This is a genomic window from Pseudomonas sp. Y3 TE3536, from assembly GCF_053629175.1.
Map to the genome: position 1 here is coordinate 1,924,806 of NZ_JBRJHU010000001.1, position 18,248 is coordinate 1,943,053.

General features: G+C 62.5%; 22 protein-coding genes. 9 read left to right on the forward strand and 13 right to left on the reverse strand.

Going from position 1 to position 18,248, the window contains the following annotated elements; genetic code table 11:
• Window positions 1–3: 3 nt before the first annotated feature.
• From AB7M33_RS08665 to prlC, 6 genes are all read right to left on the reverse strand, one after another.
• Window positions 4–396 (reverse strand): TrbC/VirB2 family protein, encoded by a 393-nt coding sequence (locus AB7M33_RS08665; RefSeq protein ID WP_454242717.1) that lies wholly within the window; start codon window positions 394–396, stop codon window positions 4–6.
• A gap of 14 nt (window positions 397–410) precedes the next feature.
• A complete protein-coding gene (trbB, locus tag AB7M33_RS08670) occupies window positions 411–1,367 on the reverse strand; it encodes a P-type conjugative transfer ATPase TrbB (protein WP_099427993.1) in 957 nt (318 codons plus the stop codon).
• 564 nt (window positions 1,368–1,931) lie between these two features.
• Window positions 1,932–2,990: a PA0069 family radical SAM protein gene (locus AB7M33_RS08675; protein WP_454242718.1), complete on the reverse strand. Its 1,059-nt coding sequence runs from the start codon at window positions 2,988–2,990 to the stop codon at window positions 1,932–1,934.
• Between the two features lie 65 nt (window positions 2,991–3,055).
• On the reverse strand, window positions 3,056–5,050 hold the full coding sequence (locus tag AB7M33_RS08680; RefSeq protein WP_454242719.1) for a M3 family metallopeptidase: 1,995 nt from the start codon (window positions 5,048–5,050) through the stop codon (window positions 3,056–3,058).
• 97 nt (window positions 5,051–5,147) lie between these two features.
• Complete coding sequence (locus AB7M33_RS08685; protein WP_027592019.1) at window positions 5,148–5,429, reverse strand: YheV family putative zinc ribbon protein; 282 nt, start codon at window positions 5,427–5,429, stop codon at window positions 5,148–5,150.
• The gene (gene prlC, locus AB7M33_RS08690; protein ID WP_265967473.1) at window positions 5,426–7,477 is read right to left on the reverse strand and encodes an oligopeptidase A; all 2,052 of its coding nucleotides are present in this window, start codon (window positions 7,475–7,477) and stop codon (window positions 5,426–5,428) included. Before prlC ends, AB7M33_RS08685 begins: the two co-directional genes overlap by 4 nt.
• Before the next feature lie 102 nt (window positions 7,478–7,579).
• Here prlC and AB7M33_RS08695 point away from each other — a divergent pair, with 102 nt between their 5' ends.
• Window positions 7,580–8,128, forward strand: coding sequence for a gamma carbonic anhydrase family protein (locus AB7M33_RS08695; RefSeq protein ID WP_027592021.1), 549 nt, complete (start codon window positions 7,580–7,582; stop codon window positions 8,126–8,128).
• Window positions 8,129–8,147: 19 nt separating this feature from the next.
• The gene (locus tag AB7M33_RS08700; protein WP_238209852.1) at window positions 8,148–8,798 is read left to right on the forward strand and encodes an HAD family hydrolase; all 651 of its coding nucleotides are present in this window, start codon (window positions 8,148–8,150) and stop codon (window positions 8,796–8,798) included.
• Between the two features lie 165 nt (window positions 8,799–8,963).
• Here AB7M33_RS08700 and AB7M33_RS08705 read toward each other — a convergent pair whose 3' ends face one another.
• Entirely contained in the window at window positions 8,964–10,055 is a 1,092-nt protein-coding gene (locus AB7M33_RS08705) for an aminopeptidase (protein WP_454242720.1), read from the reverse strand.
• Window positions 10,056–10,122: 67 nt separating this feature from the next.
• Here AB7M33_RS08705 and AB7M33_RS08710 point away from each other — a divergent pair, with 67 nt between their 5' ends.
• Complete coding sequence (locus AB7M33_RS08710) at window positions 10,123–10,536, forward strand: PA0061/PA0062 family lipoprotein (RefSeq protein ID WP_027592024.1); 414 nt, start codon at window positions 10,123–10,125, stop codon at window positions 10,534–10,536.
• 55 nt (window positions 10,537–10,591) lie between these two features.
• The gene (locus AB7M33_RS08715) at window positions 10,592–11,005 is read left to right on the forward strand and encodes a PA0061/PA0062 family lipoprotein (protein ID WP_027592025.1); all 414 of its coding nucleotides are present in this window, start codon (window positions 10,592–10,594) and stop codon (window positions 11,003–11,005) included.
• A 114-nt stretch (window positions 11,006–11,119) separates the two neighbouring features.
• Here the strand turns inward: AB7M33_RS08715 and AB7M33_RS08720 are convergent, their stop codons facing one another.
• Window positions 11,120–11,353: a DUF1161 domain-containing protein gene (locus AB7M33_RS08720; RefSeq protein WP_027592026.1), complete on the reverse strand. Its 234-nt coding sequence runs from the start codon at window positions 11,351–11,353 to the stop codon at window positions 11,120–11,122.
• 73 nt (window positions 11,354–11,426) lie between these two features.
• Window positions 11,427–11,852 (reverse strand): OsmC family protein, encoded by a 426-nt coding sequence (locus AB7M33_RS08725; protein ID WP_027592027.1) that lies wholly within the window; start codon window positions 11,850–11,852, stop codon window positions 11,427–11,429.
• A 170-nt stretch (window positions 11,853–12,022) separates the two neighbouring features.
• On the opposite strand from AB7M33_RS08725, the gene AB7M33_RS08730 reads away from it, so the two are divergent.
• A complete protein-coding gene (locus AB7M33_RS08730; RefSeq protein WP_454242721.1) occupies window positions 12,023–13,024 on the forward strand; it encodes an LLM class flavin-dependent oxidoreductase in 1,002 nt (333 codons plus the stop codon).
• A gap of 39 nt (window positions 13,025–13,063) precedes the next feature.
• Here the strand turns inward: AB7M33_RS08730 and AB7M33_RS08735 are convergent, their stop codons facing one another.
• Window positions 13,064–13,285: a DUF1161 domain-containing protein gene (locus AB7M33_RS08735; protein ID WP_454242722.1), complete on the reverse strand. Its 222-nt coding sequence runs from the start codon at window positions 13,283–13,285 to the stop codon at window positions 13,064–13,066.
• A gap of 101 nt (window positions 13,286–13,386) precedes the next feature.
• Window positions 13,387–13,602, reverse strand: coding sequence for a dodecin (locus tag AB7M33_RS08740; RefSeq protein ID WP_027592030.1), 216 nt, complete (start codon window positions 13,600–13,602; stop codon window positions 13,387–13,389).
• A gap of 149 nt (window positions 13,603–13,751) precedes the next feature.
• Here AB7M33_RS08740 and AB7M33_RS08745 point away from each other — a divergent pair, with 149 nt between their 5' ends.
• Complete coding sequence (locus AB7M33_RS08745; protein ID WP_027592031.1) at window positions 13,752–14,075, forward strand: DUF883 family protein; 324 nt, start codon at window positions 13,752–13,754, stop codon at window positions 14,073–14,075.
• Here AB7M33_RS08745 and AB7M33_RS08750 read toward each other — a convergent pair.
• Window positions 14,072–14,968, reverse strand: coding sequence for a LysR family transcriptional regulator (locus tag AB7M33_RS08750; protein ID WP_027592032.1), 897 nt, complete (start codon window positions 14,966–14,968; stop codon window positions 14,072–14,074). The genes AB7M33_RS08745 and AB7M33_RS08750 overlap by 4 nt on opposite strands.
• 109 nt (window positions 14,969–15,077) lie before the next feature.
• On the opposite strand from AB7M33_RS08750, the gene trpB reads away from it, so the two are divergent.
• Entirely contained in the window at window positions 15,078–16,295 is a 1,218-nt protein-coding gene (gene trpB, locus AB7M33_RS08755) for a tryptophan synthase subunit beta (protein ID WP_027592033.1), read from the forward strand.
• Window positions 16,292–17,101, forward strand: a complete 810-nt coding sequence (gene trpA, locus AB7M33_RS08760) for a tryptophan synthase subunit alpha (protein ID WP_186679243.1) — start codon at window positions 16,292–16,294, stop codon at window positions 17,099–17,101. The genes trpB and trpA overlap by 4 nt, the downstream gene beginning before the upstream one ends.
• Window positions 17,102–17,219: 118 nt before the next feature.
• On the opposite strand, the gene AB7M33_RS08765 is transcribed toward trpA, so the two are convergent.
• A complete protein-coding gene (locus AB7M33_RS08765; RefSeq protein ID WP_027592035.1) occupies window positions 17,220–17,552 on the reverse strand; it encodes a DOPA 4,5-dioxygenase family protein in 333 nt (110 codons plus the stop codon).
• Window positions 17,553–17,604: 52 nt separating this feature from the next.
• Here AB7M33_RS08765 and AB7M33_RS08770 point away from each other — a divergent pair, with 52 nt between their 5' ends.
• Window positions 17,605–18,153, forward strand: coding sequence for an NAD(P)H-binding protein (locus AB7M33_RS08770; protein WP_238209880.1), 549 nt, complete (start codon window positions 17,605–17,607; stop codon window positions 18,151–18,153).
• Window positions 18,154–18,248: the final 95 nt, after the last annotated feature.

The following is an 18,248-nucleotide window of genomic DNA, read 5'->3' on the forward strand; positions in this document are numbered from 1 at the left end:
ACTTCAGACCTGACCCTGTACCAGGCTGTGCTGAGGCAGCAGCTGTGCCAGCTCGGCGCTGGAGGTGAAGAAGCTCTGCATGATGTTGTTGGCACCCACGATCAGCGCCATTACCAGCACGAGGAAGATCAGGCTACGGAAGAAACCGTTGAGGTCGCCGCCGAAGATCAGCACACCACCGGCTACCACGATGCCAATGATCGACAGGGCAAACGCTACCGGACCGGTCACCGATTTACGCAGGTTTTCCAGCCAGCTTTCATAGGGCAAACCGCCGCCGGTGCCAGCCGCAAAGGCATTCTCCGGCGCAACCATCACTGCCAGCAGCAGGAAGCTGAAGGCCAGAAAGCCAAACGTTTGGGCATTGAAACGGAACAGCGAAGTGTTGGCGTGCATGTGCAGTGTTTTCCTTAAAGATTGCGCATGGTGTAGCGGCCGTTGTCGTACCCGGAAACCTCGAGGATTTCCTGAATGCGGCGGCCTTCTGGGGTTCTGGCGATGGAGATGACGACGTGAACCGCTTCGCCAATTAGCGGTTCGATTTCGGCCGGGGCCGATTTATTGCGGGAAACCAGGGATTTGAGGCGGGTCAGCCCCTCGCTGGCGCTGTTGGCGTGCAACGTGGCCGCGCCGCCAGGGTGGCCGGTGTTCCAGGCATCGATCAGGTCGAGCGCTTCTTCACCGCGCACCTCGCCCACCAGGATGCGATCCGGGCGCATGCGCAGGGAGGTCTTGAGCAAGTGGGTCATGCTCACATCGACGGTGGTGTGGTACTGCACGAAGTTCTTGGCCGCGCACTGGATCTCGCCGGTGTCTTCGATGATGAAGACCCGCTCGCTGGGGAACTCCACGACCATTTCGTTGATGACGGCGTTGACCAGGGTGGTCTTGCCGGTACCGGTACCGCCGATGACCAGGATGTTGCGGTGATCGCGGATGGCGCGCTTGATGGCGTCGCACTGGATCGGGGTCATGATCCCCGATTCGACATATTGGTCCAGGGTGTAGATGGCCACCGCCTTCTTGCGGATGGCAAAGGTGGCCGCACGCACCACGGGCGGCAGTTGGCCGGCGAAGCGCGAACCGTCCAGCGGCCACTCGCCCTCGAGCAACGGCTTGCTGCGGGTCACTTCCTTGCCGTGGAAGCCGGCCACGGTCTTGATGATGGACTCGGCCTGGGCCGGGCGCAGGTCGCCGATGTGCCTCATCGGCTTGCCCAACTGCTCCAGCCAGAGTTTGCCGTCGCCATTGCACATCAGCTCAACGGTCTGCGGATCGTTGAGTGCATCGATGATGAGGGGGCCGGCGTCACGCTCCAGTTTCTTTTTGGCGCGCTCTTTCAGGCTGGCAGTTTCTGCGATTTCCACACTTGATCGTCCATGAAAATAGATACCACCCCAAGGTCTTGGGGAGGGCACTCCAAATGTTTTTCTCGTGCAGTTCTTTGAACTAATGGCGAAGCGGAATGTCACCGCCCGCGAACTCACCTGCAATTGCAGAATTTGTTCGTGTTATGCGAGCCACTTCACAAGGGCGCGCAGGTTACCCGGCAACAATTACTAACGAAAGAGTCGATCTCTTACAGCTTTGTAAGCTTTCTCTTACACGCTTGGGACTAACGTCCCATTGACTAGTCAGACAGGAATGGCTGCAGGCACCGTAAAATCTGGGCTTAACAGAACATCTATATTAATTTGATATTTAAGTGCCACTATCTTTGCCAGTATTAAATGGCTTGAAAAATTTGACAGAGTTCACACTTGCACGCGACGTATTCTTACGTAAAACGCGGCCAGGGAAAGTTGATCCAGTATGAATATAGGCTCCGCAGGCACTTCAACTTCACCGGCTCCGCTGAAGTGTCACTGAGTGGTGGCAATTAGATGCCATATTGATATCTATGGTGCCACTTCGCCGTTATTTAGGGGCATTCAAAATAATGCCAACTGGCCACCAGGCGGGCAGAATTTCGAGCAATCGAGCGCCTGTGCTTCACGCCCCTCGAATGCCAGTTTGCGCATGGCTTTGGCGAACCGCTGCGCCAACAGCTCGGCGAAAATACCCTCGCCACGCATGCGTGCACCAAAGCGACTGTCATACAGTTCACCGCCGCGGCTCTGGCGAATCAGGCTCAACACATGGGCCGCACGCTGGGGGTAGTGGTCCTGCAACCACTGCTCGAACAGCGGCGCCACCTCCAGCGGCAAGCGCAACATCATGTAGGCAGCGCTTTGCGCACCGGCCTCCTTGGCGGCCTCCAGCAAGCGCTCCAGTTCACTGTCGTTGATCATCGGTATCATCGGCGAACACAAGACCCCCACCGGCACACCCGCCTCGCGCAGCACCCGGATCGCCCGCAACCTCGCCTTGGGCGATGCCGCACGGGGCTCAAGCACCCGCTTGAGGTCGTCGTCCAGCGTCGTCAGGCTGATCATCACCCGCACCAGCCGCTGGCTGGCCATCTCGGACAACAGGTCGAGGTCTCGCAGCACCAGCGACCCCTTGGTGACGATGGTCACCGGGTGGCGGAAGCGCAGTAGCACTTCAAGCAAGCGCCGGGTCAGCAGGTGGTCACGCTCGATGGGCTGGTAAGGGTCGGTGTTCGACCCCAGGTTAATCGGCGCGCAGACATAGCCCGGTTTGCTCAATTGCTGTTCGAGCACATCGGCAGCATTGGTCTTGGCGATTAGCTTGGTCTCGAAATCCAGGCCTGGGGACAGGTCCCAATACGCGTGCGAGGGGCGGGCATAGCAGTAGATACAACCATGCTCGCAACCTCGATAGGGGTTGATGGACCGGTCGAAGGGCAGGTCGGGCGAGGTGTTGCGGCTGATGACGGTCTTGGCGGTTTCGACCCGCACCTCGGTGCCTTGGGTCAGCGGTACTTCCTGGTACCAGCCGTCATCCTGCGCAACCGACTGGTTCGGGGCAAAGCGGTTGTGTGGGTTATGCGCCGTGCCACGGCCTTTTTGCGGTGCTGGAGGAATCATCATCCACCCCTATACTGTATTCATATACAGTATAGGTGGCATGCGGTTTATTCCAGCGCCTCTGGTCAGGTCAGGCCGTACCAACGTGCATAGGCGGCATGGCTGGGCAGGCGCCCGAGGAAGGCTTCGATGCCATCACGCAGGGGCTGCGAGGCACCGGGTTCGAACAGGGTCTCTTGCAGCGCGCGCCCCGTTTCGCGGTCGAGCAAACCGTGTGCTTCGAAACGCGTGAACAGGTCAAAGGCATGCACGTCTGCCCACAGGTAGGCGTAAAAGCCGGCATCGTAGCCAGTGACCAAGTGATCGAAGGCGTGCGCGGGGTGCTCGAAATCCGCCAAAGGCCAGTAACCGCAAAGCGCGCGGGCTTGCTGCAGGCGCTGCTCAAACGTTCTGCCGTCATGGGGCGCGCCGTGCAGGTCGAGGTCGAACAGCGCCAGGCTCAGGTCGCGGCCGATTTCCTCGATGCCTTCCTGCTTGAACTGGCTCAGGTATGCCTCAGCCTGGGCCTCGCTTAGCGCACTGCCATCTTCACGCGGCGCCGCGATACCCGCCAGGTAACGCGCATCCCACACCCAGCGCTCCAGCAGCTTGCCGAACAGCTCCACGCCGTCACTGCCCAACTCGGTCACATTGGACATCACCTGGTTGGTGGTGCGCACCAGCAAGTGGTGCAGGGCATGGCCGAATTCGTGGTACAGCTTGCGCAGCGACAGGTGATCGAGCAACGGCTCGGCACCCGCCAGTGCAGCGGGGATATCGCTGTTCACCACCACCACCGCGGGCTGGTAGATGCCTTCGGCATCGATGCGGCGGTTACGCACATAGATGGTGAACACGGCGTCGGGCTGTTTGCCGGCGTGTTGCACCGCGTCCAGATAAAGCAGGCCTATATAGGCGTGGTCCTGCCAGACCTCGAAGCTTTGCACGCTGTCGTCCCAAGCAGCCAGCTGCCTGGGTCGCAGGTCGAGCGCAAACAGTTGCCGGGCCAGGCCAGTCAAGGCAGTGACCACTGCACTCAACGGGAAGTAATCACGAAAGGCCTCGTTGGCGCTGGCGTCGCCCGCTGTGGCCTGTAGATAGCTGATGTCCCAAGGCTGAACAGGCCCCAGGTTTTGCGCAGTCGCCTGCTGCTGAAGCTTCGTGCGCCACTGCGCCATTGCTGGCTTTACTGCCGCTGCCAGGCCCTGGAGAAAATCACCAACCTCGCTGAGTGACCCGGCGCTCTTGCTGCGCAGGCTCAGTTCGACGTGGTTGGCAGCACCCAACAGGCGGGCTTTTTCGTCCAGGCATTCGGCCAGTTGCTGCAGATGGGTGCCGTTATCCTGCGCCAGATCGGTGCTGACGCCACGGGTATGAAACGCGCGGTAGAGCCGCTCACGCAAGGGGCGGTGGGCCGCCTGGCGCAGCACGGCCTCGGTGGATGCGCTTTCGCAGGCGACCAGCCAGCCTTGCTCGCCGGACTCCTCGGCGCGCACCGCCAGCTCTTCACGCAGCCTAGGTGGCAGGCCACGCAATTCGGCTTCATCATCGACCCGCAGCCCTGGCCGGTCGAGGTTGCCTAAGAACGCTTGGCGCAGGTTGCCGATCTGCGTCTGTAACTCGACCAGGCGCGCTTTGTCGGCTTCGCCGAGCGCAACGCCACTGCTGGCGAACTTGTCCAGGTGCCAACTCAGGGTGGCGCGCTGCTGCGCAGCCAGGTTCACGCCATGGGCACTTCTGGCCAAGCGTGCGTAGAGTGCCTGCAGGCTGGCGTTGGTGAATTTTTGATCGAAGCGTGCGACCGTTCGGGCGTAGAAGTCTATAACCGCCTCGCCCCAGCTCGGCGCCTTACCCATCAGTGGCATCACGGCATAGAGCACCGCCAGCAATTGCGCATCCAGCTCATCGACTGCCAACACCAGGTCATCCCAAGTGGGCAGCGCCTGTTGCCGTTCGATGAGGCGGGCGATGCCTTGTTCGTGCGCGTTCAGCACATGATCGAATGCCGCCTGCATGTTCTGCAGGGTGATCGCGGAATAATCGACGGGGGTCTTGCTGCCTTGCAGGAGGGGATTGTCCATGACGCATCGCCTTGCTCAGTGGGGGAGCGGGCGAGCATGCCTACCTGGCAGGGCGGTAGAGGCTTGATTATCTACCACCCGGCCAGGCAGGCCGGCCTTATTCGGCCGGTTTCTTCAGCTTCGGATTGGGGAAGAACTGCACGGTCTGCACCTTGGCCGGCGCCGGCTTGGGCGCCAGGTGGTTGACCCGCGTGCCGAGCTCCGAAGGCACCGACAGCCCTTGTTCATTCAGGGTATCGGTGAAGCCGCAGGCCACGCACTCGCGGTGCGGCACGCCATCTTCGTTCCACATCATCAGCTTGTCGGGCTCGCTGCACGCCGGGCAGACCGCCCCGGCGATAAAGCGCTTCTTGGTCTTGTTCACAACTACCTCACTCATGCCGCCGCGTCCTCGCTCAGCCCGCAGTGGCGCAGCAATGCATCAATGGAAGGCTCACGGCCACGGAAGTCGACGAACAGCACCATCGGCTCACGCGAACCACCCCGCGCCAAGATCGCCTCGCGGAAGGCACGGCCGGTCTCGGCATTCAGCACGCCTTCTTCCTCAAAGCGCGAGAACGCGTCAGCCGACAGCACTTCAGCCCACTTGTAGCTGTAGTAGCCCGCGGCATAACCGCCCGCGAAGATGTGCGCGAAGCTGTTGGGGAAACGGTTGTACGCCGGTGGGCGCATCACGGTCACCTCGTCGCGCACGCCTTCGAGCACCTCCAGCACGCTGCGGCCATCGCCGTGGGTGGCGTGCAGCTCGAAGTCGAACAACGAGAATTCCAGCTGGCGCACCATCATCATGCCCGACTGGAAGTTTTTCGCCGCCAGCATCTTGTCCAGCAGGTCCTGGGGCAGGGCAGCGCCCGTTTCGTAATGGCCGGAGATCAGCGCCAGGCCTTCCGGCTCCCAGCACCAGTTCTCCATGAACTGGCTCGGCAACTCGACCGCGTCCCAGGCCACGCCATTGATGCCAGACACACCGGCATGTTCGATGCGGGTCAGCAGGTGGTGCAGGCCGTGGCCGAACTCGTGGAACAGGGTGGTGACTTCATCGTGGGTCAACAGCGCTGGCTTGCCAGGCGCGGCAGGGGTGAAGTTGCACACCAGGTTGGCCACCGGGCTCTGCAGCGCGCCTTCAACGGTGCGGCGACGGTCACGGGCGCCGTCCATCCACGCGCCACCGCGCTTGTTGGCGCGGGCATAGAGGTCGAAGAAGAAGCGGCCGACGTGCTGGCCGTTTTCCTTGATTTCGAACAGACGTACATCCGGGTGCCAGCTGTCGAAGCCTTTGAGCTCGGCGATTTCGATGCCGTACAGGCGCTGAACGATGCTGAACAGGCCCGACAGCACCTTGTCGATCGGGAAGTAGGCACGCAGGGTTTCCTGCGACACGCTGTAGCGTTGCTCGCGCAGCTTCTCGCCAAAGTAACCGGCATCCCAGCTGGACAGCTGCGGGCAGCCCTGCTCGGCAGCGTAAGCCTTGAGCTGCTCCAGGTCCTGGGCAGCGAACGGCTTGGAGCGCTTGGCCAGGTCACGCAGGAAGCTCAGCACCTGGTCGCTGGACTCGGCCATCTTGGTGGCCAGGCTCAGCTCGGCATAGTTCGGGTAGCCCAGCAGCTTGGCCAGTTCCTGACGCAAGTCGAGGATTTCCTGCATCACCGGGCCATTGTCGAACTGGCCGGCATTAGGGCCTTGGTCCGAGGCGCGGGTGCAGTAGGCGGCATACAGCTCTTCGCGCAGGGCGCGGTCGCTGGCGTAGGTCATCACCGCGTAATAGCTGGGGAATTCCAGGGTGATCAGCCAGCCGTCGAGGTCTTTGGCCTGGGCCGCGGCCGCCATCTGCGCCTTGGCCGAATCGGTCAGGCCGTCCAGCACGGCTTCGTCGGTGACGTGCTTGGTCCAGGCCTGGGTGGCATCGAGCAGCTGGTTGGAGAACCGGCTGCCCAGCTCGCTGAGCTTGCTCTGCACTTCGGCATAGCGCTGCTGTTTGTCGGCCGGCAGGTCGATGCCCGACAGGCGGAAGTCGCGCAGGGCATGTTCGAGGATGGTCTTCTGCGCCACGTCGAAACTCGCCGCTTCCGGGCTGTTGACCAGCGCCTCGTAGGCTTCGAACAGCGCACGGTTCTGGCCCAGTTCGGTAGAGTAGGCGCTCAGCGCTGGCAGGCAAGACTCGTAGGCCTCGCGCAATTCCTTGCTGTTGCACACAGCATTGAGGTGGCTGACCGGGCTCCAGGCAGCGCCCAGGCGGTCATTCAGTTCGTCCATGGCCAGCACCAGGCCAGCCCAGGTAGGGTTCTTGCCCTGCTTTTCGAGGATATCGGCAATGGCTTTGCGGTTGTCGGCCAGGATCTCTTCGATCGCCGGCAGCACGTGTTCGGCGCGGATCGCCGAGAAGGGCGGCAGATCGTAGGGCTGCAGAAGCGGGTTGGTCGCACTCACGGTTTGGATACCTTGGCAGAAGAAACACTGGACCATCTTAATTACAATCGACGCCGACCGCAGCAGGCAGCCTGCCTATCGGCACAGATGAGAGACCCTATCATGGCCATTCGAAGCTTCCAGCAACACACTCCGAAAGTTGCACCACGGGCCTTCGTCGACCGCTCGGCGGTGGTGTTGGGCGACGTGGAGATTGGCGAAGACAGCTCGGTCTGGCCCTTGACTGTAGTACGCGGCGACATGCACCGCATCCGCATCGGCGCACGCACCAGCGTGCAGGACGGCAGCGTGCTGCACATCACCCATGCCGGCCCTTTCAACCCAGATGGCTTCCCGCTGATCATCGGCGATGAAGTGACCATCGGTCACAAGGTGATGCTGCATGGCTGTACCCTGGGCAACCGGATCCTGGTCGGCATGGGCAGCACCATCATGGACGGCGCCATCGTCGAGGACGAGGTGATCATCGGCGCCGGCAGCCTGGTACCGCCCGGCAAGCGCCTGGAGAGCGGCTTCCTGTATGTGGGCAGCCCGGTGAAACAGGCCCGGCCGTTGACCGACAAAGAACGCGCGTTTTTCCCGTACAGCGCCAGCAATTACGTCAAGCTCAAGGACCAGCACCTGGCCGAAGGCTACGACCAACCAGAATGACTTGAGTGGAATCGCTTACATGCACCAGCAGAACATCCTCTTCGACCTTGATGGCACCCTGACCGACCCACGGTTGGGCATCACCCGCTCCATCCAGTACGCCTTGGCCAAACTGGGCATCGATGAACCCGACCTGGCCCGCCTCGAACACTTCATCGGCCCGCCCTTGCTGCAGGCGTTCATGCAGTTCTACGGCTTTGACGAAGCCAAGGCGTGGGAGGCGGTCAATTTTTATCGCGAGCGCTTCCGCGTCACTGGCCTGTACGAAAACCAGGTGTTCGAGGGCGTACCGGAACTGCTCGAGGCCCTCAATGGCCAAGGGCGCACACTGTATGTAGCCACGTCCAAGCCTTGGGAATTCGCCCGCGAGATTGCTCGACACTTTGCGTTCGACCATCACTTCAAGGTGATTTATGGCAGTGAGCTGGACGGCACCCGTACCAACAAGGTCGAGTTGATTCGCCACTTGCTCGACGAGGAAGGGCTGGACCCGGCGCAAACGCTGATGATCGGCGATCGCAAGCACGACCTGATCGGCGCCCGCAGCAATGGGCTGCAGGCGGTGGCGGTGGGGTATGGGTTTGGTAGCAGGGAAGAGTTGATGGCCGAAGAACCTGCCTATCACTTTGCTACCTTGGCCGAGATGCATCAGGCCTTCATTAACGCCTGATAATGATTGGGGCTGCTTTGCAGCCCATTCGCGGGGCAAGTCGGACCGCCGCACCGCCGCTCCCACAGGAATATCGCTGAACTCAAGGTCAGCGCTGTACCTGTGGGAGCGGCGGTGCGGCGGTCCGACTTGCCCGCGAATGGGCCGCAAAGCGGCCCCAAAATCTCACCGGCTAACCATCAACCGTTGCAACGCTGCCTTCCGCTCTTCAATTGGCAATCGTCCCAACTGCTCGACCCGCTCATAAAACCGCCCCCAATCCCCCCCAACCTCACCAAACACCGCTGCAAACGCCGGCACCCATTGGTCATACAGCCCAAACGGCAGCAGCTTGGCATTGCTCATCGGCCCATACATCCAGGCGTCATAACGCGTGTCGCCCGCCCACTGGCTATCACGCACGGCTCGGTACTCGCGCCGCAACCGCTCGAACTCCGCCTGCTTCGCCACACGCTTATGCGCGTCATCCAGCGGCCCGGCATACATCGCCTGGAGCCGTTCACGGCTGGCCAGCACCAGCCGAATGAACTGGTCACGCTGCTGCGCCTGTTCATCCTCGATCGCTGCAAGCCCACGCGCTGCGCGCCATTGCCGCGATCCCTCCTGCTCGACGAAGGTGGCAAACGATTCGTTGAACGCCGTGTCGTCCTGCACATAAAAGCGCTGATGGGCCAGCTCATGGAAAATCAACGACGCCAACCGCTCATCCCCCCAGCCAACCATCGACGACAACAACGGGTCGTCGAACCAGCCCAGGGTCGAATACGCCTCGACGCCGCCCACATACACATCCATACCCGCCTGGCGCATCAACGCCGCCGCGCCACGCGCCGCCCCCTGGCGGTAATAGCCGCGATAGGCCACGCAGCCGGCAATCGGGAAGCAATGCGTCACCGGCTGCAACGACAGTTCAGGCGTGGCGAATACATTCCATACCACGTAGGGGCGCCCCAGGTCGGCGTAAACCCGGTAGCTGCGGTTGTCCGGCAGTTTCAGCTGCTGGCTGGCGAACACCCGGGCCTGTTCGGCATGCTGCAGCCGCGCACGCAACTGCGGGCTGCTGGCCGGGTCTGCCAGCACCTTTTCCACCGGCTGACGCGCGCGCAGTAGCTGCCATTGGCCCTCTGCTAACTGGCCGTAATAGCCGACGCTGCTGCAACCGTTCAGCAGAACGGCCGCCAACACGGGAACAAAACGGGTGAAGAGGCGGTCGAGTGGCCCAGGGCCTGAGCGCTGAAAAAGAAAAAGTCGAAGCATCTGGGACTGTCTGACTCGCTCATGGCCAATTCGCTCCAAGACTATCTCGCCAGGGGGGAGTTTCGCCATGCGTCCATTGTTTGCCGCCAGCACACTCATGCTGTTGTCTGCGTGCTCAACCCTGCCGGACCCCGATCCGAACCAGGCCTGGGTCGACCTCACCCCCGTTGACGAGACGTCGCTGCACGCCGTGCAGGTGGACGAACGCGACTGGGCTGACACACGCTATTTCGAAGTCGCCCCCGGCAGCCACGAACTGACCGTGCGCTACCAGTTCCCGGTCACCCCGAGCAATATCGGCCCGGTCAACGAGCCGCTGTGGCGCGATTGCCAGCTCAACCTCACCTTCAAGGACTTCAGCGCCGGCCAGCGCTACCAGTTGCAGGCGGGCAGCATTGGCTTCCGCCCCTGGATCAAACTTTACGACCACCAGCAAAAACTGGTGGGCCAAGGCCTGCCAGCGGGCTGTCAGCGCACCTGAACCTCGCAAACGGCGCTATGCTTGTAACTTGTGAATCGCAAGTGGGAGTTTTGCCATGCGCCAGCCCATGATGCTGATCGCCCTCAGTGCACTGGGGGCTTGCGCCAGCCCCTTGCCGCCCGTCGACCCCAAACAGGCCTGGGTCGAGCTTTCCACCATCACCCCCGGCAGGGTCCTCATGGCCGACCGCCTCGACGGTCAGCGGCTGGAGGATGGCCGATACTTCCAGGTAACGCCTGGCAAGCACGAGCTGGTGGTGCGTTTCGATTATGAGATTTACGGCGGGGGCATCATGTCCCAGCCGAGGGACCGTACCTGTTATCTGACGGTGCGCTATGACAGTTTCAAAGCCGGCGAACGCTATCGCCTAGAGGCCCGGGCGCCCGTGATGGAGCCGCAGGTGCTGCTGTACGACGCTAGCCGCAAGGTGGTGGTCAACGAGCCCAGCAACGTGTTTTGCATTCCGTGACGTTGGGGGCGCTTTGCGCCCCTTTCGCGGCGCAAGGCCGCTCCCACAGTAAGTCATGTACCTGTAGGAGCGGCCTTGCGTCGCGGGCCGCAAAGCGGCCCCAGCATTCAGATGCTACCGGTCGTTCTTCTGGTAGATGATCTTCTTGGTGCCACCTTCGCAGCTACCCACGACCATGTTCGGGTCCTTGACCTCGCTGTTGGGCACGATTTCCAGAGTGTAGGACGGTACGCCCTGGGCCTGGATCTTGGCCTCGATCTCGGCTTTCAATTCTTCGCACGGCTTCACTGCCGCCAGCGTAGAGGTGGCGAGCAGGGAGGCCAACACGGCGATTGCTACGCGGATCATGGAACGGCTCCTGAAAGGGCAGTCGTGCTGCCATTGCTGGTTAGACTACAGCAAACCGCCCTCGTTGCGCCGCCTAGCCCACCAGCGAGGCATCCAGGCTGATGGTGGCATTGAGCACCTTCGACACCGGGCAACCGGCCTTGGCCTTGTTGGCGATTTCAAGGAACTGCGCCTCGCTCGCGCCCGGCACCTTGGCCTTAAGAATCAGGTGCACAGCAGTGATGGCAAAGCCGTCGGCCTGCTTGTCCAGCGTCACCTCGGCAATGGTATCGATGCGGTCTGCGGTCAGCCCCGCTTCACCCAGCATCATCGACAGCGCCATCGAGAAGCAACCGGCATGGGCAGCGCCGATCAGCTCTTCCGGGTTGGTGCCGGGTGAGCCTTCGAAACGGGTATTGAAGCCGTACGGGTTCTGCTTGAGCGCGCCGCTTTCAGTGGAAAGCAAGCCTTTGCCGTCCTTCAGGCCGCCTTGCCAGATCGCCGATGCTGTCTTTTTCATGATGCCTCCTGGTCGCTACGTTTACATATCTTGGGGTGACATGCTTAAGGGTTCAGAGGTCGGCTACCTACGGCAAGTTCAGATCAATCTGACCGCAAGCATTGAATCCACCGAATGTGCCCATACAGAGTTCAAAAGGCCTCTGGCCAACCACGTTCAAGGAGGCTCCGATGACGCAGCTGCGTGACCTGAAAATTTCCACCCTCGACCTCGTGCCCGTGCGCGCCGATGGCGGGCCGGCGCAGTCGCTGCGTAACTCGCTGGACCTTGCACAGCACGCGGAACGCTTCGGCTACAACCGCTTCTGGGTCGCCGAGCACCACAACATGGATGGCATTGCCAGTTCCGCGACCTCGGTGTTGCTCGGCTACCTGGCGGGCGGTACCTCGACCATTCGTGTCGGTTCCGGTGGCGTGATGCTGCCCAACCACGCGCCGCTGGTAATCGCCGAACAGTTCGGCACCTTGGCCAGCCTGTACCCAGGCCGCATCGACCTGGGCCTGGGCCGCGCCCCTGGCTCCGACCAGATGACCGCCCGGGCCCTGCGCCGCGAGCGCTCCGGCAGTGCGGACGACTTCCCCGATGACGTCGAAGAGCTGTCGCGCTACCTCGGCCCGCGCACCGATGATCAAAAAGTGATCGCCGTGCCAGGGCATGACACCGAGGTGCCAATGTGGCTGCTCGGCTCAAGCCTGTTCAGTGCGCAGTTGGCCGGCATGCGCGGTATGCCCTATGCGTTCGCCTCGCATTTTGCGCCGCGCTACATGCACGAAGCGATTCGCGTCTATCGCAACCATTTCAAACCCTCCACCACGCTGGAAAAGCCTTATGTGATGCTCGGTATTCCGATGGTGGTGGCCGACACCGACGAGCAGGCCGAGTACCTGGCCACGTCGGTGTACCAGCGCATTCTTGCCCTGATTCGCGGGCAGAGCCTGATGCAGCGTCCGCCCGTGCCAAGCATGGATGGGCTGTGGCTACCCCACGAGCGCGATGCGGTGATGAGCTTCCTCGGCCTGGCGATGATTGGCAGCCCGCAGAAGGTGCGGGCCAACGTCGAGGTGCTGCTGGAACAGACCGGCGCGGATGAGCTGATCTTTACCTGCGACTTATATGAGCATGCGGACCGGGTCAGGTCCTATGAACTGATGGCAGAGGCCTTGAAGGCCTAGTAGCCCGCCTCGCGGGTAACCCCGCGAAGCGGCCGTCACTCAACCACGCCGGTAGACAATTTCCTTGGTACCGGCTTCACAGCTGCCAATCACCTTGCCCGCTGCATCGCCTTTCTTGACGATCTCCAGCGTGTAGCCATGCACGCCTTTGGCATCCAGGTTGGCGGCAAGCTCTGCCTTCAGTTCTTCACACGGCTTGCCCGCCGCCAGCGCACCACCCGCCAGTGCCATCAGGCCCGCCGCCAGAATCAGTTTCTTCATCGATCGCTTTCCTTGTACAGATGAAAATCAAAGAGGGCGCCGGCAACGGCGCCCCCTCTCTATTACCCCATCTTGCCGGCGCCAGCTAGCCCGGTACTGCTTCAGCTATTGGCAATCCGAAACCCGACCTTGAGCGTGACCTGGAAGTGCGCCGCCTTGTTGTCATGGATATGACCCCGGGTGTCGATCACTTCGAACCATTCCAGGTGCTTGATGCTCTTGCCCGCTTCGGCCAGGGCATTGTTGATCGCGTCCTCGATGCTGGTGGGCGACGACCCAACCAGTTCGATCTTCTTGTACGTGTGATGATCGGACATGTGCACTCTCCTTGGATGACGGTGAAATTGAGCCTAGCAGCGCAGGCCTGGTTTACCTGCGAGCCGTCGCCAGGGATGAAAGTTCGATCGCACTTTCGCCGCGCGGTGCAGTCACAATCCTTACAGCCCATCCCCGAAGGAGAGTCAACATGCACCGCAACTCGCTGCGTAAAACATCCCTGGAAAGCATGGAAGCCGAGATCGAAAGCCTTCTGAAATCGCTGGAAAACCTCAAACACGATGCCTCGGAGGAGTCCCAGAAGTCGGTGAAGGCAATCCGCAGCAACGCCGAGAGCGCACTCAAACATTCGCGCAGCCTGCTGAGCGACGCCTACGAGGAAGTGAAGACCCGCACTCGCCAAACCGGCATCGCCACCCGTGACTACGCCCAGGAGCACCCCATCACCACCGCCGGGGTAGCCGTGGGTGCCTTGGGCCTGCTGGCGGCTTGGCTGCTGTACAAGCGCAACTAAGCGATCTGCAGCCGCAATTCCTGGCGCAGCCATTGCGCCAGTTGCTCGGCGCGCCCATCCGCGGCGCGCCGTGGCACCCACAGCGCCAGCGCGGCGTGCGTGGGTGAAAAGCCCCAAGGGGCCGCCAACCTCCCAGCCCGCAGATCATCCGCCACCAACTGCTGCGGCGCGATCGCGACCCCCAGCCCGGCCACTGCGGCCTCCAGCAAGTAGTACAGGTGTTCGAAGGCCTGGCCGAACGGCAATGCGCCCGGCTCGAGCCCATGCTGCGCCGCCCACGCAGGCCACGCCTGCGGGCGTGAGGTGGTGTGCAGCAGCGACTCGCCCAGCAAAGCCCGGGGCGCCGCGCCGCGCAAACGCTCGAAGCCGGCGAAGTGGGGGCTGAGCACAGGCCCGATGCGTTCTTCGGCCAACACGTGCACCTGCATGTCCGCCGGCCACGGTGGCTCGGCAAACACCAGCAAGGCGTCCAGGCCTGGGCGCCGCGGGTCCAGGTCGCCTTCCCCGGCAGACAGGTGCAGGCGCAGCTCCGGCAGGTCGGCCTTGAGCCGCCCAAGCCTGGGGATGAACCACCGCGCCAGCAGGCTGCCGGAACAGCCAAGGACGAACGGCGCCTCGCTGTTATCCCGGCTCAACTCGGCACACACACCCCGCAACCTGTCGAATGCCTCGCCACTGGCATCGCGCAGGCGCATGCCGGCATCTGTGAGTTTGATGCCACGCCCATCCTTGACGAACAGGGCAATGCCCAAGTGCTCTTCAAGCACTTTGATCTGCCGGCTGACCGCGCCGTGCGTCACATGCAGCGCTTCGGCCGCCTGGCTGACGCTGTTAAGCCGGGCAGTCGCCTCGAAGGCCCTAAGGGCATTGAGCGGGGGAAGGTCCTGGGCCATTGTCTTGTGAGTTTTCCTGACAGGTTTGCGCAATCTTATCGGTTTTCAGACGGGCGTTGCGTGGTTAGAGTAAAGCCCATCACTCATTCATTACGCCTTGGAGCGCCCCATGACCCAGACTCAATACCGCCCTGGCCCAGACGCCAACGGCCTGTTCGGCTCGTTCGGCGGCCGCTACGTGGCAGAAACCCTGATGCCGCTGGTACTGGACCTGGCCCGCGAATACGAAGCCGCCAAGGCCGACCCGAAGTTCCTCGAAGAGCTGGCGTACTTCCAGCGCGACTACATCGGCCGCCCGAACCCGCTGTACTTCGCCGAGCGCCTGACCGAGCACTGTGGCGGGGCAAAAATCTTCTTCAAGCGTGAAGAGCTCAACCACACCGGCGCGCATAAGGTGAACAACTGCATCGGCCAGGTGCTGCTGGCCAAGCGCATGGGCAAAAAACGCCTGATCGCCGAAACCGGTGCCGGCATGCACGGCGTGGCCACCGCCACCGTCGCCGCCCGCTTCGGCCTGCCTTGTGTCATCTACATGGGCGCCACCGACATCGAGCGCCAGCAAGCCAACGTGTTCCGCATGAAGCTGCTGGGCGCCGAAATCGTCCCGGTCACCGCCGGTACCGGCACCCTGAAAGACGCCATGAACGAGGCCCTGCGCGACTGGGTCACCAACGTCGAAGACACCTTCTACCTGATCGGCACCGTCGCCGGCCCGCACCCGTACCCGGCCATGGTCCGCGACTTCCAGTCGATCATCGGTAAGGAAACCCGTGCCCAGTTGCAAGAGAAGGAAGGGCGCCTGCCCGACAGCCTGGTGGCCTGCGTCGGTGGCGGCTCCAACGCCATGGGCCTGTTCCACGAATTCCTTGAAGAGCCAAGCGTGCAGATCATCGGCGTCGAAGCCGGCGGCCACGGCGTGCACACCGACAAACACGCGGCCAGCCTGAACGGCGGCGTACCCGGCGTGCTGCACGGCAACCGCACCTACCTGCTGCAGGACGCTGACGGCCAGATCACCGACGCCCACTCGATTTCCGCCGGCCTCGACTACCCGGGCATCGGCCCGGAGCACGCCTACCTGCATGAAGTGAAGCGCGTCGAGTACGTCAGCATCACCGACGACGAAGCCCTTGATGCGTTCCACGCCACCTGCCGCCTGGAAGGCATCATCCCGGCCCTGGAAAGCTCCCACGCCCTGGCCGAGGCGATCAAGCGCGCACCGAACCTGCCCAAGGACCACCTGATGGTCGTGTGCCTGTCCGGGCGCGGCGACAAAGACATGCAAACCGTGATGAACCACATGGCCGCCCAGGAGAAACAGGCATGAGCCGTCTTGAACAACGCTTCGCCGCACTCAAGGCCGAAGGCCGTTCGGCACTGGTCACCTTCGTTACCGCGGGCGACCCGGGCTATGACGCTTCGCTGCGCATCCTCAAGGGCCTGCCGGAAGCCGGCGCCGACGTGATCGAGCTGGGCATGCCGTTCACCGACCCGATGGCCGATGGCGTGGCCATTCAGCTAGCGACCCTGCGTGCACTGGAAGCCGGCCAGACCTTGGCCAAGACCCTGCAGATGGTTCGTGAATTCCGCGTGGGCAACCAAGCCACGCCGATCGTGCTGATGGGTTACTACAACCCGATCCACCGCTTTGGCGTGGAAAAGTTCGTGGCAGAAGCCAAGGAAGCCGGCGTCGATGGCCTGATCATCGTCGACCTGCCGCCCGAGCATGATGCCGAGCTGGCCACCCCAGCCCAGGCTTCGGGCATCGACTTCATCCGCCTGACCACCCCGACCACCGACGACGCACGCCTGCCGCGTGTGCTGGAGCGCAGCTCCGGGTTCGTCTATTACGTGTCCGTCGCCGGTGTGACCGGCGCGGGCTCGGCAACCACCGAGCACGTGACCGAAGCCATCGCCCGCCTGCGTCGGCATACCGACCTGCCGATCAGCGTTGGTTTCGGCATTCGTACCCCGGAGCAGGCTGCGAACATCGCCCGCCTGGCCGATGGTGTGGTGGTGGGGTCGGCGCTGGTCGACAAGATCGCTCATGCCAAGGATGCCGATCAGGCCGTCAATGATGTGCTGAGCCTGTGCTCGGCGTTGGCTGAAGGCGTGCGCGGCGCCCGCCGCTGATTGGCGTTGCATTCTTCGCGGGGCAAGCCCGCTCCCACAGGTTCACTGCAATCTGTCAGAAAGCACTCGACCTGTGGGAGCGGGCTTGCCCCGCGAATGGCCGCATAGCGGCCCCCATCTAACCGCCAAAAATCGACAGCTTCAGCGGCCGCACAGCCCCCATCCAGATCGCATGATCCCGGTGATCCGCCAGCTCATCCCCGGTCAGCGGGTGCAGAAACACCACCAACCCCTTGCGGTACAGCGCCAGCCACGGCAACACCACCCCCACCACTTCAGGCCCGAACGCCAGCTGGCAACTCCAGTCCGGATGCGGCCCCACGGGTTGCTGGTGCATGCGCCCCATGGTCACGGGGAACAGCCGCGCCGCCTCCTCGCACAGTTCTCGCGCCTGCTCGAGCGTCGATGCGTCGTAGTACACGTGGGCGTGATAGCCCTTGATCCTTTGCACGATAACTCCTGATTGCGGTCAAACCATCACCCCCTGCAAAGGAAGTGATGCAGTGAAAAACGCCGAAACCCCAGTATTCAAGCTGGTCCTGTTTGGGGCCGAGTCCAGCCTTGGCAGTGCGCTGATTACCGAGCTGCTGTCACGCCAGCACGAAGTGACCGCCGTGGTCGATGACCTCAACCGCCATGCGCCACGCCCTGGCCTGCATTTCAAGATAGGCGGGCTGGCGAGTGCCGACCAGGCGGAGCAGGGTGCCGCAGGCGGCTCGGCGGTAGTTGCCTTGGTGTCAGCCTTGGCACCCGGTGACCTGCCTGCGCAATGGCAGATGAGCGAAGCGCTGGTGGCCGGGCTTGCGCGTACGACTATACGCCGGCTGTTGCTGGTGGGCGATTTCGATGTGTTGGACAGGCCAGGCGATTACACCGATGAAGCGCGTGAAGGCGTGGACCAGGTTGTCGATGGGCTGCAGCGCAGCGCATTGCACTGGACCCTGATCAATGCACCCCAGACGTTGGTCGACCTGGAGAGGGTAGCGGCGGGGATGGCCGATATGCTGGACTTGGGGTTGCATCGGGGCGAGCATCTCAACTTCGTATCCTGAGGCCTCTTCGCGGGGCAAGCCCGCTCCCACACGTACTGCACAGCTGTCCAATCCTGTGGTGTACCGGTGGGAGCGGGCTTGCCCCGCGAAGAGGC